Origin of the sequence: Nocardiopsis lucentensis DSM 44048 (genome assembly GCF_000341125.1) — a bacterium.
Classification (GTDB): domain Bacteria; phylum Actinomycetota; class Actinomycetes; order Streptosporangiales; family Streptosporangiaceae; genus Nocardiopsis; species Nocardiopsis lucentensis.
The window spans coordinates 1-15,232 of record NZ_ANBC01000609.1 but is presented as its reverse complement, the minus strand read 5'-3'; the positions used below and the strand labels follow the sequence as shown (position 1 = coordinate 15,232).

Genomic DNA, 15,232 nt, shown 5'->3' with positions numbered 1-15,232 from the left:
GGGGGGAGCCGTTCGGCGAGGTCCGGGGCGGGCGGCGGGGCCTTCTCGTAGGCGGCGTGCTCGGCCGCCAGCGCGGCGACGCGCGGCAGGTCCTCGGGGCGGGCGCGCCGCACGTTCGCCGCGCTCACCGGGACGCGCCCTCGATGACGTCCTCCGACCACGTGGTGAGCCGGTCGGACACGTCCCCCTCGCCGTCGAGGACGTGCCAGGCGAACACGTCGCGCTCGTGCGCCAGGATCTCGGCCTCCCAGACGCAGGGCGCCAGCCCCACGCGCCCCGGCCGGAGCAGGTCGGGGCGTCCGGCCGGACCGGTGAAGATCGCCAGGTCGGACATGTGGCCCTCGATCCAGCTGTGGACGAGGACGTAGTCGCCGTCGCCGCCCGCGTGCGCGATGACCACGGCCAGCCCGAGGGAGCCCCGGGACTCGCCGAGGGACAGGTGGCCCTCCGCGATCCGCAGCGCCTCGTCCTCGTCCCCGTCCGTCACGGTGCGCCCGGGCGCCTCCAGGGCGTAGGCCTTGACGAGGTGACCGCTGATCTCGCTGGTGCCCAGGAACCGCATGGTGCGTTCGTGGTGGCCCTCGGAGAGGGCGAGGAGTGCCTTGGCGTCGACTGCTTCGGGAAGGTCCGCGTGTTCGCTCATCCCGTCATTATGGTGACCCCCGCCGACCGTCCTGAGGCGGGATGTCCCTACGGGGCGGTAGCTTTCGGCCATGCCCGATCTCGCCTTCCCCCCGATGCTGGCCGACCTCGCCCGGATCGGGGCCACCGGCCCACCCGAGTTCGAGATGTACGAGCGGTTCGAGGATCCCGACGACACCGCGTGGTGGTACCGGCAGTGGACCGGCAACGATGAGGCCGACGGGAGCGAGTTCCGCTTCTTCGGGATGGAGGGCGCGGGCGGTTACGTCGGCCTGTGGCTGGTCCGGGAGGGGCGGCCCCTGACGGAGCAGCCCGTGGTGTACCTCGGGTCGGAGGGGCAGACCGCGGTGATGGCCGCGGACCTGGCGTCCTTCCTGTGGCTGCTGGCCCAGGGGATCGGACCGTGCGAGGTCGCCTACGACGAGGAGCCCGAGGGCGTCGATCCCGACGCGGTGGCGATCGCCGAGCGCCACGCCCCGGACTCGCGGCGGCCGTGGCGGGAGATCCTCCGGCTGGCCGGGGAGGAGTTCCCCGACTTCGAGGGGTACGTCGACGACCAGTGCCGCTGAGCGGACGGAGCGCCGCGGTCCCGAAACCCCGTAGACGTCGGCCCGAGCGTCCCTGAAGGAATCCGTTGACGGGGGCGGTTCGTGGCACGGGCGATCCGCGTGTGCTCACGGACCGCCGAACGGCGCCGTCCGCCCCTCCCCCTCCGGCAGGGGCGGACGGCGGTCTAGACGACCGCCAGGAGTCCGGGGGCGACGTCCCGCTCCAGGAGCACGCGGACGGTCAGCGGGCCGCCCGCCGAACCGCTCCAGTCCCAGTACGACGCCAGGGCGTCGACGATGCGGAGTCCGAATCCGCCGCCCCGCAGCGGGTCCCCTCCCTCCTCGATCCGGGGCACCGGAATCGTCGGGCCGGGGCGGGGACCGTTGTCGGTGACGGTCAGGATGAGGACGTGGCGGCGGCGCTCGACCACCACCGTCACGGCCCCGCCGGGATCGCCGGACCGGGTGTGCCGGTGGGCGTTGGTCACCAGTTCGCTGGCCACCGCGACCAGAGGGAAGGCCGCGTTGGGCGTGGTGCGGGCGATCTGGTGCGCCCACACACGGGCGATAAGGACGTGGCCCGGGTCGTGACCGAGCACGATCCCGCACCGGTGGGGATCGGCGAAGCTCAGCCGCCGGGGCGGTGGGACGATCGCGGTGCGCTGGCGGGGGACGCCCGTCGCGGGCTCGCGTCGCGGAGTAGCCTCGTTCATGTTCGTACCTGTCGTCCTGAGAGCGCGGGTGTGAACCGGGTCCCGGGGCCGTTGAAGCGATCGCCGGGACTTCCTCGTTCCTCAGGCTGTGGCAGGGGCCGGACGCGGGGGAAGCGGTTCTACGGGATGGCGGGGATCTGGGGACTTCCGTACGTACGCGTACGCGTTCACTGACAGGCTGTACGCATGGACGAGCCTCAGAAGCCGGAGTGGGTCAGGTTCGGGCAGCGAGTGAAGCGGCTGCGCAAGCAGCAGGGGCTTTCGCTCAACGCACTCGCGAAGGGAACCGGCTGGTCAGCGTCCTATCTCGGCAAGATCGAGAAGGCGACAAGAGCCCCGAACGGGGACGTGGTGACCACGCTGGACAGTGCGCTGCGTACGAACGGCGCCCTGCTCCGCGAGTGGGGGGACGTGCTCAAGGCGAGGACGGAGCCCGAGTGGTATCGGCAGTCCCGTGACTACGATAAACGCGCCCGCGAGATCCGCTTCTTCCATCCCGTGGTGGTGCCGGGTTTCTTCCAGACCTCCGAGTACGCGCGGGTGCTGACCTCCCAAGCGGTGCCAGGCGCGCCGGAGGAGCGCATCCAGAACGTCATCGACACCCGGGCATCGTGGCGTGCGGATCTGAAGACGGACGCCGGTCTGCTCCTCAACATCATCATGGCCGAGACCGCGCTCTCGCTGCCGATCCCGCCCGAGATCATGGGCGAGCAGATCGACCGGCTCATCCAGGAGTCCCAGGAAGCCGCGATCACCTTTCAGATCCTCCCGGCAGGGGTACCCGACCTCGCCTGGATCATCGGTCCATTCAGGTTGATATACATCGGGGACGAGCAGGCCGTCCTGTGCGTGGAGCACCCGGTCGGGGAACTCCTCTTTGACGACGTCCGTGAGATCCGCGACCTGGAGGCGGTCTTCAGCAGGCTCCAAGCGTGGGCGCTCCCTCCGGACGCTTCGGCACGGAAGTTGAAAGAGATGAGGCAGGCACTGTGAACAGCTGGCACAAGTCGAGCTACAGCATGCGCGAACAGAGCTGCGTAGAGGTCAACGAAACCCCCCAGACCGTCCTGATCCGTGACACCCAGAACAGAGAACGCGGGCACCTCACGTTCAGCACCACCGAGTGGACCTCCCTCGTGGACTCCCTCAAGCGGCACGGCTGAGCACCACACGCACCAGGGGCGCCCCTCCGTTCGGAGGAGGCGCCCCTTTCGCTTTCACGGGCACTCCACGCAGCACACCAATTCAGGCAAACATCACCAATAAAACCATCAAGACAAAACAGGCTGGTTCTTCTCCCCACCCGCCCTGAACTGGCACAACGAGAAACCTGGTTCTCCCGACCCACCTTTCCCGCCAAAAAGTTCGCCCCTCCCCCCGAACTCCCCTAATCTGTGTCCCAACCACAACCGCACACACGAAGACCCCGCGACGTTTGAAAGACATCCGGGGCCGTGGCCAGCAACTCAACTCTTTAACCGAAAGATTGCCGACATGGCCTATTCTATCCCTGCCCTCCTGCGCCCAACCCTGGAGATCCTGAGGGCCCTCCTCACCCCCGCGCGCGGACGCCACTCCGCTGCCGCCGCACGCCGACGCCGCTCCACCCGGGTCCGCCGCTACGCGCCGATGCCCGCTCCGGAGCAGGCCGCCGCCCCAGTCCCCGCGCCCCGGACGATCCCCGAGGGCGATCTCCTCGCGCCCGACCATCCCTCGTTCGCCGCCCGGACCCGGACGGCGGTGGCCGTCTGATGCGCACCGTCACCGAGGAACCCCGCCCGCTCGTGTTCTGGGAGCACCGTGTCTACCCCGGCGGCCTCGCCCGCCTTTGAATGCATCATGCTTTCAATGGAGATAGAATGCTTTCATGACTGCTCTCACCATCCGCGACATGCCGGAAGAAGTCGTCAGGGAGATGAAGATCCGCGCCGCCAAGGCCGGTCAGTCCCTCCAGGCGTACGCCCGCACCGTGCTCACCCGTGACGTCTCCAAGCCCACCCTGGCCGACGCCGTGGAGGCCGCCCGTCGTACCACCCAGTCCGATGTGACCGTCTCCGACGTCCTGACCGCCATCGATGAAGGGCGAGCCGGGCGTTGATCGTCATAGACCACTCAGCGCTCGTCGAGATGCTGACAGCGGTCGGCCCGGTCGGTTCGGCTGTGGCCGACCGGGTGGCCGAAGACGACATCCTGTGCGCCCCGTACCTTCTCGACACCGAGGTCATGTCGGCACTCCTCGGCATGGCTCGCGGCGGGAAGATCACGCCGGACCAGGCGGACGCGGCGATGCTCGCCTATGGACGGCTGCCGATCGACCGATACGACGCGCTTCCCCTGTGGCCCCGTGTGAGGGTGCTCCGCGCGAACCTGTCCGCCTACGACGCCACCTATGTGGCACTGGCCGAAGCCCTGGGAGGCACGCTGGTCACCAGCGATGCCCGCATAGCCCGCAGCGGTGCGGCCCGATGCCCGATCGAGGTCTTCGACTAGGACGAACGCGAACCCGCGCCGGGGTCCGGCCACATCCGGCCTGACTATCGACCCTGCTCGAGGCGGGCGACTACCCTCGGGTGCGCACCACGGCCCCATGCCTCCCGCGTCACCGTTCCCCGAGGAGCCCCGTGAACTCCGTCCCTCTCCCGTTCCTGGTGGGCCCGGTCCTGACCTCGCTCACGGGCATCGGCATCATCGTCTGCGGCCCCATGGCCCCGGTGGGCCGCAAGGGCCTCACTCTGACCAGCGGCGCTCTCGTCCTGGTCAGCGGGGCCACCGACCTGATTCTCGCGCTCTGGTCCATCCCGATCCACTCGTTCATCGGCCCGTATCTCGGCTTCAACGCGGCCGGTCTCGTGATCGATTTCATCTCCTACCTGTCCTTCGCCCTGTTCGGCGCCGGGATCATCCTCCTGGTGTTCGCCGCCACGCGCCGCCACGCGAAACCCGCCGTCAGCCCCACACCAGGTGCACCGCGACCGCCCCAGGGCCCCCACCAGACCGGTCCCGTGGTCAAGCGCTGACCTCGCCGACAACGACAGCGGAGCCAATCATGATCTACCTCGTTCTCAGCATCCTGTTCACCATCGCGGCGCACCTCGTACCCGGCGTCATCGCGCTGGTGCGCGCCGCCGGGTCACCCAGCGGCAAGGGGCTCATCTTCGCTGGCGGTGGACTGCTCGCCCTGTGCGGGGTTGCCATCATCGGGTGGCGAATCTGGTACGACTTCGCCATCTTGGCTCCGTTCGGGAACACGGTCGCCGGGGGACCGATGCCGTACATGGGGCTGGTCGCCACCTACAACATCGTCCGCCCCGTCCTGGTGACCATCGCGATCGGTCTGCTGCTGTTCGCCGTGCTCAGCGCGCGCGGCAAGGGTCAGCCCACCGCCCCGTCACCGCACGGATTCCCGCAACCCCAGCCCGCCCAGGGCCACCACGTCCCACCGCACCACCCGGGCCACCCGGGTCAGCCGTACGGTCACCAGGCCCCGGGCGCTCCCCAGCAGCGGTTCCAGGCGCCCCAGCAACCCCAGCCGCCGCAGGCACCGACCGGCCCCCAGCACCCCGGTCAGCCTCAGGCCCCATCAGGTCCCCAACGGCCCCAGGGACCCACGGGACCCCAGCCGCCACAGGGTCCCCAACCCGGCCAGCGGTAAGAGCAACCCCATCGCGACCTGCGCGTTTCCCCGAGTCCATCCGAGGCTGATCGAATCATGACCGTGGACGAACCCCAGACACGCACCGACGCCCGCAGCCCCGAACGTCTCGAACGGTGGCAGAACGCCACCGAGTGGCCCCTGCTCGCCCTGGCCGTGGGCTTCCTGGCCGCCTACGCCTGGCCGATCCTCGACGCCGACCTGTCCGAACAGTGGCAGGACGCCTGCTCCGCCGCCGCGTGGGTGGTCTGGTTCGCGTTCACCGTCGACTACGCCGCCCGCCTGTACCTGGCCCCGGACCGGTGGGCGTTCGTCCGCGCCAACCTCCTCGACCTNGCTGCCGATGCTGCGCCCCCTGCGGCTGGTGCGGCTGCTCAGCGTGGTGTCCATCCTGCACCGGAAGCTGTCGGTGTCCGCGCGCGGGAACGTGGTGCTCTACACCGCCACGCTCACCGTGATCATCCTGCTCGTGGCCTCGCTCGCCGTCCTGAAGGCCGAGCGCGACGCCCCGGGCGCCAACATCACCACCATCGGCGACGCCTCCTGGTGGACCCTGGTGACGATCTCCACGGTCGGCTACGGCGACCACTACCCGGTGACGGACACGGGACGGCTGATCGCGATCTGCCTGTTCATCGTGGGCATCGCCCTGCTCGGTGTCATCACCGGCGTCCTGGCCTCCTGGTTCGTCAAGACCATCGAGGGTGAGAAGAGGGACGCCGAGGACGCTCTCACGAGGGTGGAGCTGCGCGAACTCCGGTCGCTGGTCGTCGACCTCAAGGCCGAACTCGACCGCACCCGGGCCGGGAACGGGCGGGTGGACGAAGGCGGGAACGGCCAGGTGACCGGACGCGTCACCGAACCGGCCGACCGCTCCGACTGAGCGGGGGCCCGGTGTCAGGGAGCCCCGACGGAGGAGACGACGTACCGGGCCACCGAGGCCGACACGATCTCCCCCTCCTGGTCCTCGGCGGATCCGGAACCCCGGAAGCGCTCCAGGTCGGCCTCGGACTCCCACCGTTCGTAGATGTTGATCCTCGCGGGGTCGAGCAGGTCCGCGGAGAGCGCGAAGTCCAGGCACCCCGGCGCGGAACGGGCCCGTTCCACGATCGCGGAGCAGCCCCGGAGGTAGGCGTCGCGGTCCGACGCATCCACACTGATGCTTCCGGCGATGATGAGCACGGTCGTCGTCCTCTCGGTAGGGGGTGGCCGGTCGCGGCCAGCCTAGAAAGGGGGGACGACGATCCGCCCGGTCCCGGGCACGCGCGTCCCCGGTGCCCCTACTCCGGACGGGTGTACACCAGCGAGTACCGCCACATGAGCAGACGGCGCAGGTGCGCTCCGGGCAGGTGCCGTGCGGCGGTGGCGCCGATCTCCCGCAGGCTCGTCTCCGGGTCGCGCATGGGCATCCTCTCGGCGCCGTCACAGATCCGCGCCAGGTCGGGTGTGCCCGTCGCGAGTCGGGCCGCGCGCAGCCCCAGACCGATCGCCCACTGCGGCCCGAGCGCGACCAGGCCGGCGGCGAGGTCTCCCCACCCCTCCTCGCGGTAGAGGCCGAGGACGGCCAGGGTCCCGCCGGGTTCCAGGAGGGAGGACAGCCGTTCGAGGGTCGGGCCGAGGGGCATGTGGTGCACGCTGGCGATGGCGCTGACGAAGCCGTACCCCTCGGGGGCGAGCTCGGCCTCCTCCAGACGGGCGTGCTGGTAGCGCACGGGCAGGCGGGGCGGCGTCCGTTCGCGGGCGAGCCCGACCATGTCCGCCGACGCGTCCACGGCGTCGACGGTCAGGCCGCGCTGGGCCAGCGCCCGGGCGAACCGCCCGTCACCGCACCCGACGTCGAGGGCACGGCTCCGGCCAGAGGGCACCTGGCGGAGGAGATGACCGTGATAGTGGCTGTTGTGGTCCCACGACAGATCGATGGGACTGGAGGGCAGGAGTCGGGTCACGCTCCCGAAGACTACCCAGCCTGACGCTTGGCCTCCAGGGCGTCCATGGCGGCGATGGCGGTGGCCACGGTCTGGTGGACCGGGACCTGGCGGTGCAGGCCGACCAGGCGGACGACCTTGGTGACGCGCTCGTTCAACGCGGCCAGCGCGAGGGAGCCGCCCTGTTCACGGACGGTTCGGTAGGCGTTGATGATGACGTTGAGTCCGCTGGAGTCCATGAAGTCCAGGGCGGACAGGTCCAGGATCAGGAACGACCCGTGGTCGTCGATCGCGGACTCGATGTGCTGCTGGAGGTCGGCGGCGGTCGCGATGTCGAGCTCACCCTCGATCGCGACGATGACACTGCGGCTGTCTACTCGCGTGCTCAGTCCAAGCCTGTGCACGATCACTCCTCCCGGCCCCACGTCGGATGGCGGGGGTCCCTTCGTCTCACCATACGCAGACTGGCGGACCGCGCCGTCGGCGATCGGCCCCACTCCCACAGAGCCGACCACCGAGGGGACGAAGCTGGCGCGTCCGCGAGTCTGGTAAGTCGTTGGACACACACGGTATAGGCGAACGGGCCGTTCGGGAATGCCATCGGAGAAGAAATTTTCGCCTCTTGGGCACGAACCTGGACCAGCACGTCCGTTTTCGCCCGTTGACACCGTGTTATTTCACGACATGAGAGCCGGTTTTTCCGCCCGTGAAAAGCCCGTGGCCGGCGTCACACTACTCACCGTCACTTTCGGTTCACTCGTCCGAGGAACGCTCACTCCGTGTGATCGTTCGCGTGAAGGACTCGACGAGTCCACGCGCCGCCAGGGTCGCGGTGGTCTCCCCGGAGCGTACCTCCTCCTCCAACCGCGGGATGAGCTCGCTCACCCCCGGATCGCGCAGGAACGTGTCCATCACCTGGTCGCGCACCTGGTCCCACATCCAGCTGACCCGCTGGCGGCTGCGGCGCTCGGCCAGCCCGCCGCCGCGCTCCAGCACGGCGCGGTGCTCGACCACGGTCTCCCACACCTCGTCCAGCCCGTCCCCGGTCAGGGCGCTGCACGTCAGCACGGGCGGGCGCCAGTCGGGGTGCACCGGCTGGAGCAGGCGCATCGCACGGGACAGTTCCCGGGCGGCCCGGCGCGCGTCGTCGGCGTGCGGTCCGTCGGCCTTGTTCACCGCGACCACGTCGACCAGCTCCAGGACCCCCTTCTTGATGCCCTGCAGCTGGTCGCCCGTGCGCGCGAGGGTGAGGAAGACGAAGCAGTCGACCATCGCGGCCACGGTGACCTCGGACTGGCCGACGCCGACCGTCTCCACCAGCACCACGTCGAACCCGGCGGCCTCCATGAGCAGCATGGTCTCCCGGGTGGCCCGGGCGACCCCGCCCAGCGTGCCCGCCGTCGGCGAGGGGCGGATGAACGCGTTGGGGTCCACCGACAGGTGGGCCATCCTCGTCTTGTCACCGAGGATGCTGCCGCCGGTCCGGGTGGAGGAGGGGTCGACCGCCAGCACCGCCACCCGGTGACCGGCCGCGGTGAGCCGCCCGCCGAGCGCGTCGATGAAGGTGGACTTGCCGACCCCGGGCACCCCGGTGATCCCGACCCGCCGCGCCTTGCCCGTGTGCGGGAGCAACCGGACCAGCAGCTCCTGGGCGGCCCGCGCGTGGTCGGGGCGGCGGGACTCCACGAGGGTGATCGCCCTCGCCAGGGTCGGCCGATGCCCGGCCAGCACCCCCTCGGCGAGGGCGTCCACGTCCACCGGTCGGCGTCCACGGCCGCGCGTCGTGGCGGCCGTGCCGTCATCGGCCACGCTCACTCCCCTTCCCGATGGTCGAGCCGCTCCTCCAGTTGGTCGAGCAGGTCGATCGCGGCCTCCGCGATCACCGTCCCCGGCGGGAAGATCGCGGACGCGCCCATCTCCCGCAACGGCTCGAAGTCCGCCGGGGGGATCACGCCGCCGACGACGATCATGATGTCCTCGCGGTCGAGCTTGGCCAGCTCCTCCCGCAGCGCCGGGACCAGCGTGAGGTGCCCGGCCGCGAGCGAGGACACCCCGACCACGTGGACGTCGGCCTCCACGGCCTGGACCGCCACCTCGGCGGGGGTCTGGAACAGCGGGCCGACATCGACGTCGAAGCCCAGGTCGGCGAAGGCGGTCGCGATGACCTTCTGCCCCCGGTCGTGCCCGTCCTGGCCCATCTTGGCGACCAGGATGCGGGGGCGGCGCCCCTCGGTCTCGGCGAACTCGTCGACACGGGCGCCGACCCGCTCCATCAGCCCCGCCGCGTCGCCGCTTCCGGCGGCCTCGTCCCTGTACACACCCTGGATGGTACGGATCTGACCGGAGTGACGGCTGAACACCTTCTCCATCGCGTCGGAGATCTCCCCCACGGTGGCCTTGGCGCGGGCCGCGTCCACGGCGGCGGCGAGGAGGTTGTTGGTGAGCGACTCGTCGGCGACGGACTCGCGCCCGGCGGCTTCGGTGAGCGCGTCCAGGGCGGCGCGCACGGCCGTCTCGTCGCGCTCCTCCCGCAGACGGCGGAGCTTGTCGAGCTGCTGGGCGCGCACCTCGGCGTTGTCGACCTTGAGCACGTCGATCTCGTCGTGGGTGTCGGGCCGGTACTTGTTGACGCCGATCACCGGCTGACGCCCCGAGTCGATCCGCGCCTGGGTGCGCGCGGCGGCCTCCTCGATGCGCATCTTGGGCAGACCGGCGTCGATGGCCGCGGCCATGCCGCCCGCCTTCTCCACCTCCTGGATGTGCGCCCACGCCTTGGCGGCCAGCTCCTGGGTGAGCCGTTCGACGTAGTAGCTGCCGCCCCACGGGTCGACCACCCGCGTGGTGCCGGACTCCTGCTGCAGCAGCAGCTGCGTGTTGCGGGCGATGCGCGCGGAGAAGTCGGTGGGCAGGGCGAGCGCCTCGTCGAGGGCGTTGGTGTGCAGGGACTGGGTGTGCCCCTGGGTCGCGGCCATCGCCTCCACGCAGGTGCGGGCGACGTTGTTGAACACGTCCTGGGCGGTGAGCGACCACCCCGAGGTCTGGGAGTGGGTGCGCAGACTCAGCGACTTGTCCTTGACCGCCCCCAGGTCCCTGACCAGGCGCGCCCACAGCAGGCGGGCGGCGCGCAGCTTGGCGACCTCCATGAAGAAGTTCATGCCGATCGCCCAGAAGAACGACAGGCGCGGCGCGAACCGGTCGACGTCCAGGCCGGAGCGCTGACCGGCGCGGATGTACTCCACGCCGTCGGCGAGGGTGTAGGCCAGCTCCAGGTCGGCCGTGGCCCCGGCCTCCTGCATGTGGTAGCCGGAGATGGAGATGGAGTTGAACCGCGGCATCCGCTGCGAGGTGTAGGCGAAGATGTCGGAGATGATCCGCATCGACGGCCGCGGCGGGTAGATGTAGGTGTTGCGGACCATGAACTCCTTGAGGATGTCGTTCTGGATGGTCCCCGACAGCTGCTCGGGGGACACACCCTGCTCCTCGGCGGCGACGATGTACAGCGCCAGGACGGGCAGCACCGCGCCGTTCATGGTCATGGACACGCTCATGCGGTCCAACGGGATGCCGTCGAACAGCTGGCGCATGTCGTAGATGGAGTCGATCGCCACCCCGGCCATGCCGACGTCACCGGCCACGCGGGGGTGGTCGGAGTCGTAGCCGCGGTGGGTGGCCAGGTCGAAGGCGACGGACAGGCCCTTCTGGCCGGCCGCCAGGTTGCGCCGGTAGAAGGCGTTGGACGCCTCGGCGGTGGAGAAGCCCGCGTACTGGCGGATGGTCCAGGGCTGGTTGACGTACATGGTGGGGTAGGGCCCGCGCAGGTACGGGGGGATGCCCGGTAGGCCGCCGACGAAGTCCAGGCCCGCCCGGTCGGCGGGGGTGTACAGCGGCTTGACCGCGATGCCCTCGGGGGTCTCCCACTCCAGGGCGTCGACCGCCTTGCCGCCGCGCTCCTGGACGGCCTCGCGCCAGGCGGCGGCTCCGTCACCGGTGAACTCGGGCGGCTCGGGGGCCACCCGGGAGAAGTCGGGGATCATGCGTTCTCCCCCTCGGAGGTCGCGGGTCGGGTCGGGGTCGGGGGATCGGTGAGCAGGACGTCCAGCAGGTCGGTGAGCAGGGCGACCGCGTCGCAGCCCTGGTGGGCGAAGACGTCCACCCCGGCCTCGCGGTAGGTGTCCCGGGGTGATCCGGCGAGCAGGACGCGGCGGGCGCCCGCCCCCTTCAGCGCGCGGGCGGTGGCCTCGGCGTGCTCGGCGTAGACCTTGTCCGACGAGCAGATGACCGCGACCCGGCAGCCGGAGGCGGCGAAGGCGCGCGCGGCCGCGTCGGCGTCGTCGAGCGGGCCGGGCCGCTCGACCGCGACGCCGCCCGCCGCGAGCAGGTTCGCGGCGAACGAGGCGCGGGCGGTGTGCGCGGCGACCGGGCCGAGCGTGGCCAGGAAGGCGGTCGGCCGGTGTCCGGTGTCGCCGGTCTGGGCGTCGCCGCGGTCGCGCAGGGCCTCGAACTCCTGGGCGTAGCGCCGGACGGGGAACCCCTTCGACCGGTGCGGGCCGACGGGCAGGCGCACCGGATCGGCGGGCCGGACCAGCGGTGCCTCGTCGAGGTCGGGGAACTCGCTGACGCCGGTCAGCGGTGCGCGCCGGTGCGCGATGTCGATCCGGCGGCGCTCCCACACCTCGTCGACGCGCTCGCGCAGCAGTCCGCTGGCGAGGGCGTCGGCGGCACCGCCCTCGGCCTCCAACTCCTGGAAGAACGCCCAGCCGGCGCGGTAGAGGTCGCGGGTGAGCGCCTCGACGTAGAAGGAGCCGCCCGCCGGGTCGATGACCTGGGCCAGGTGGGACTCCTCGATGAGCAGTGACTGCGTGTTGCGGGCGATCCGGCGCGCGAAGTCGTCGGGCAGGCCCACGGCGGAGTCGAAGGGGGCCACGGTGACCGCGTCGGCGCCCCCGACCCCGGCGGCGAAGCACGCGACGGTGGTGCGCAGCATGTTGACGTGCGGGTCCCGGCGGGTGGTCATGGCCTCGGAGGTGGTGACGTGCAGGCGCATGGCGCGCTGGTCGGCGGCCAGACCGCAGGCGGCCAGGACCTGGTTCCACATGGCGCGGACGGCGCGGAGCTTGGCGATGACCGTGAACTGGTCGGCGTTGGCGGCCAGGCGGAACTCGATCCGGCGCGCGGCGTCGGCCGGGTCCATCCCGGCCTCGTGCAGGGCGCGCAGGTAGGCGGTGCCGGCGGCGATCGCGGAACCGAGTTCCTGGGCCTCGGAGCCGCCCGCCTCGTGCGCGAGTGTGCCGTCGGCGATCAGCAGGCCGAGTCCGGGACGGCCCGCCGCGCACTCGACCGCGAATCGGACGGGGCCTTCGAGGTCGGGCCGCTCCCCCGCCCGGGCGGCGGTGGTCAACGGGTCGATGCCCAGGTGGGAGATGATCCGGCCGTCGGGGACCCCGGCTTCGGCGTGCGCCTCCAGCAGGGCCCGGGCGGCGTCGGCGTAGTCGGCTCCGGGGTCCAGGACCACGGGTGCCAGGTCGAGGTAGACGTCGGTGAGGGCCTCGCCGAGCGACGCGGTCGGCAGGGCGTCGCCGCCGACTCCGACCCACAGGGAGGCGACGCCGTTCATCAGGTCGGCGTGCAGGCGCCGTGCGAGGGTCTTCGGGTCGGTGTCGGTGTGGCGGGCACGGATGTCCCACCCGTCCGTGGCCGTCCCCTCGGGGCGGTAGCCCCGGGTGAAGGGCGGCTGTCCGGGATAGCCCTGGCCCGTGGGGGCCGGGTCCTCGGTGTAGAGCGGGTCGATCTCGAACCCGTCGTAGGTGGGGGTGGCGAGCACCCCTTCGGGGGTGTCGACGAGCCGTTCCTCGGCGACACCGCTCTTGCGCAGCACTCCCGCGACGAGTTCACGCCACCGCTCGCGGGTGGCTTCGGGGAACCCCTCGGCCAGGTTGGGGGCAGGGTCACTGCCCCCTCTCTCAGCAACGTCCATAATAGAAAATGTTAGAGAATGGCGTTCGGCCCGGCCCCGCCGGGGTGTGGTGCGTGGCACCCGGGCACCGCCACGGAGCTTTCCCGCCCCCTGGCCACCCACTGTATGACACGGGTCACATCACGCCCGGGCGCGGCCCGGGCGCGGCCCCGTCCGCCCCTCCCGGAACCCCCGTCGCGGCCGGCGGCGCGCCTGCCCGGGTCAGCGGGGTGTGCGGACCTAACCTGGCGGTTGGACGCACCNCCCCGCCGGTACCGACGGCGGGTGGGCGGATGCGGCTTCGACTCTTCGACGACGACCAGTTCGACTACGAGGCGCTGCTCGCGCTCGGGGCGGCCTACCGCCGTGCCGCCGACGTCGGGGAGGTCCTCGCGACGGCGGCCCGGATCACTCCGGGCGGTGACGCCGAGGCGTGGTTCACCGCGTGGACCGATCTGGCGCGCCGGATCCGCTGGGAGGCCGAGGGGTCCGACGCCCGGGGGCGGCGGGTCAGCGCCGGAGAGGGCTACCTCCGAGCCGCCAAGTACTTCGCCACCGCGCTGGTGGGTGTCGACGCGACCGAGGACCCCGGACGGCTCGTCCCGGTGTTCCACGAGCACCGGGACTGCTTCGAACGCTTCGGCGCCGCCTCCGTGCCTCCCGCGGAACGCGTCGCCATCCCCTACGAGGGCGACATCATGCCCGGATTCCTGTTCAGTCCGCCCGACCGCTCCGGGCCGCTGCCGACGGTCATCGTCAACAACGGCAGCGACGGGGCGATCACCGACGTGTGGTCGCTCGTGGGCGCGGGCGCCGTCGCGCGCGGCCACCGCGTGCTGCTGTTCGACGGGCCGGGTCAGCAGTCGATGCTGTTCCTGCGCGAGGTGCCGTTCCGCCACGACTGGGAGCACGTCATCACCCCGGTCGTCGACTTCCTCCTCGACCGGCCCGACGTCGACCCGGAGCGGATCGCCCTGGTCGGTATCAGCCAGGGCGGATACTGGGTGCCCCGGGCGCTGGCGTTCGAGCACCGGATCGCCGCCGCCGTCGCGGACCCGGGCGTGACGGACGTGTCGACCTCGTGGTGGCGGCACATACCCCGGGAGATGCGCGAACTGTGGGAGGCGGGCGAGCGCGACTCCTTCGACCGGTACATGCGGGAGGGCATCGCCGCCGACCCCGCCAGCGCCGCGATCTGGCGGTGGCGGTCCAAGCCGTACGGCGATCTCTCCCCGTTCGACCTGTTCACGGAGCTCGACCGGTACACACTCGCACCGGTCGTGGACCGCATCACCACACCGCTGCTGATCACCGCGCCCGACGGCGAGGTCTTCTGGCCGGGGCAGTCCGAACAGCTCCACGACGCGCTGCCCGGCCCCAGCGAGTTGGTGCGGTTCACCACCGACGAAGGAGCCAGTCTGCACTGTGAGCCGGCCGGTCGCGCCGTGTTCGAGCAGAGAGTCTTCGACTGGATCGACGAACGGCTGACCTGAGGCGCGCGGACCAGCCGCCCCGGGCCCGTCCGGCGGGCGCGTCGGCGCCGCCCCGACCGCCCTGACGCGGGTCCGCCGACCAGGCGAGGACGAGTGACCCGCCGATGACCCCGAGCAGCATGCCGAGGAGGAAGCCGCCGAAGTTCGAGGTCGTGAACGAGGCCAGGGCGAGCAGGGTCCCGACAGCGCCGTGGAAGGCGTGGTGGTCGGGCCGCGCCCAGCTCAGCAGCCCGTTGACGATCGACAGGGCACCGATGAGGTAGTGCGAGGAACCGGCGAGCGCCGCGAGGAGGAGCAGGTCGGCGG

At 71.2% G+C, this 15,232-nt stretch carries 19 protein-coding genes; 10 read left to right on the top strand and 9 right to left on the bottom strand.

Features of this window, described 5'->3' with window-relative positions; all coding sequences use genetic code 11:
• Nucleotides 1-124 precede the first annotated feature (124 nt).
• Nucleotides 125-643: a hypothetical protein gene (locus D471_RS0121700; protein WP_017600569.1), complete on the bottom strand. Its 519-nt coding sequence runs from the start codon at nt 641-643 to the stop codon at nt 125-127.
• A 70-nt stretch (nt 644-713) separates the two neighbouring features.
• On the opposite strand from D471_RS0121700, the gene D471_RS0121695 reads away from it, so the two are divergent.
• Entirely contained in the window at nt 714-1,211 is a 498-nt protein-coding gene (locus D471_RS0121695) for a hypothetical protein (protein ID WP_017600568.1), read from the top strand.
• Nucleotides 1,212-1,375: 164 nt separating this feature from the next.
• Here the strand turns inward: D471_RS0121695 and D471_RS0121690 are convergent, their stop codons facing one another.
• Nucleotides 1,376-1,903, bottom strand: coding sequence for an ATP-binding protein (locus tag D471_RS0121690; RefSeq protein WP_017600567.1), 528 nt, complete (start codon nt 1,901-1,903; stop codon nt 1,376-1,378).
• Nucleotides 1,904-2,089: 186 nt separating this feature from the next.
• On the opposite strand from D471_RS0121690, the gene D471_RS0121685 reads away from it, so the two are divergent.
• The 8 genes from D471_RS0121685 to D471_RS35495 all read left to right on the top strand — a co-directional run bounded on the left by D471_RS0121685 (nt 2,090) and on the right by D471_RS35495 (nt 6,438).
• Nucleotides 2,090-2,896 carry a helix-turn-helix domain-containing protein gene (locus tag D471_RS0121685; protein WP_017600566.1) on the top strand — a complete coding sequence of 269 codons (807 nt, stop codon included), beginning with the start codon at nt 2,090-2,092 and terminating at the stop codon, nt 2,894-2,896.
• Complete coding sequence (locus tag D471_RS38575) at nt 2,893-3,066, top strand: DUF397 domain-containing protein (RefSeq protein ID WP_017600565.1); 174 nt, start codon at nt 2,893-2,895, stop codon at nt 3,064-3,066. Before D471_RS0121685 ends, D471_RS38575 begins: the two co-directional genes overlap by 4 nt.
• 331 nt (nt 3,067-3,397) lie before the next feature.
• Entirely contained in the window at nt 3,398-3,655 is a 258-nt protein-coding gene (locus D471_RS35510; RefSeq protein ID WP_017600564.1) for a hypothetical protein, read from the top strand.
• A 115-nt stretch (nt 3,656-3,770) separates the two neighbouring features.
• Entirely contained in the window at nt 3,771-4,001 is a 231-nt protein-coding gene (locus D471_RS0121665; RefSeq protein ID WP_017600563.1) for a FitA-like ribbon-helix-helix domain-containing protein, read from the top strand.
• On the top strand, nt 3,998-4,393 hold the full coding sequence (locus D471_RS0121660; RefSeq protein ID WP_017600562.1) for a type II toxin-antitoxin system VapC family toxin: 396 nt from the start codon (nt 3,998-4,000) through the stop codon (nt 4,391-4,393). The genes D471_RS0121665 and D471_RS0121660 overlap by 4 nt, the downstream gene beginning before the upstream one ends.
• A gap of 131 nt (nt 4,394-4,524) precedes the next feature.
• On the top strand, nt 4,525-4,920 hold the full coding sequence (locus D471_RS35505) for a hypothetical protein (protein WP_017600561.1): 396 nt from the start codon (nt 4,525-4,527) through the stop codon (nt 4,918-4,920).
• 29 nt (nt 4,921-4,949) lie between these two features.
• Nucleotides 4,950-5,555 carry a hypothetical protein gene (locus D471_RS39135; protein WP_026127956.1) on the top strand — a complete coding sequence of 202 codons (606 nt, stop codon included), beginning with the start codon at nt 4,950-4,952 and terminating at the stop codon, nt 5,553-5,555.
• Between the two features lie 343 nt (nt 5,556-5,898).
• Nucleotides 5,899-6,438: a potassium channel family protein gene (locus D471_RS35495; protein WP_017600560.1), complete on the top strand. Its 540-nt coding sequence runs from the start codon at nt 5,899-5,901 to the stop codon at nt 6,436-6,438.
• A 14-nt stretch (nt 6,439-6,452) separates the two neighbouring features.
• Here D471_RS35495 and D471_RS0121640 read toward each other — a convergent pair whose 3' ends face one another.
• From D471_RS0121640 to D471_RS0121615, 6 genes are all read right to left on the bottom strand, one after another.
• Nucleotides 6,453-6,737 (bottom strand): putative quinol monooxygenase, encoded by a 285-nt coding sequence (locus D471_RS0121640; protein WP_017600559.1) that lies wholly within the window; start codon nt 6,735-6,737, stop codon nt 6,453-6,455.
• Between the two features lie 98 nt (nt 6,738-6,835).
• Entirely contained in the window at nt 6,836-7,474 is a 639-nt protein-coding gene (locus tag D471_RS0121635) for a class I SAM-dependent methyltransferase (protein WP_026127955.1), read from the bottom strand.
• A gap of 38 nt (nt 7,475-7,512) precedes the next feature.
• Nucleotides 7,513-7,884 carry an STAS domain-containing protein gene (locus D471_RS0121630; protein WP_026127954.1) on the bottom strand — a complete coding sequence of 124 codons (372 nt, stop codon included), beginning with the start codon at nt 7,882-7,884 and terminating at the stop codon, nt 7,513-7,515.
• Between the two features lie 349 nt (nt 7,885-8,233).
• Entirely contained in the window at nt 8,234-9,289 is a 1,056-nt protein-coding gene (gene meaB / locus D471_RS0121625; protein ID WP_051059237.1) for a methylmalonyl Co-A mutase-associated GTPase MeaB, read from the bottom strand.
• 2 nt (nt 9,290-9,291) lie between these two features.
• Nucleotides 9,292-11,514: a methylmalonyl-CoA mutase gene (scpA, locus tag D471_RS0121620; RefSeq protein WP_017600555.1), complete on the bottom strand. Its 2,223-nt coding sequence runs from the start codon at nt 11,512-11,514 to the stop codon at nt 9,292-9,294.
• Nucleotides 11,511-13,454: a methylmalonyl-CoA mutase subunit beta gene (locus D471_RS0121615; protein ID WP_026127953.1), complete on the bottom strand. Its 1,944-nt coding sequence runs from the start codon at nt 13,452-13,454 to the stop codon at nt 11,511-11,513. The genes scpA and D471_RS0121615 overlap by 4 nt, the downstream gene beginning before the upstream one ends.
• 272 nt (nt 13,455-13,726) lie before the next feature.
• Here D471_RS0121615 and D471_RS0121610 point away from each other — a divergent pair, with 272 nt between their 5' ends.
• A complete protein-coding gene (locus tag D471_RS0121610; protein WP_017600553.1) occupies nt 13,727-14,926 on the top strand; it encodes an alpha/beta hydrolase family protein in 1,200 nt (399 codons plus the stop codon).
• Here the strand turns inward: D471_RS0121610 and D471_RS40350 are convergent.
• A partial coding sequence (locus D471_RS40350; protein ID WP_241479674.1) for a DUF6114 domain-containing protein occupies nt 14,829-15,232 on the bottom strand: 404 nt, incomplete at its 5' end. The two genes, D471_RS0121610 and D471_RS40350, sit on opposite strands and share 98 nt — an antisense overlap.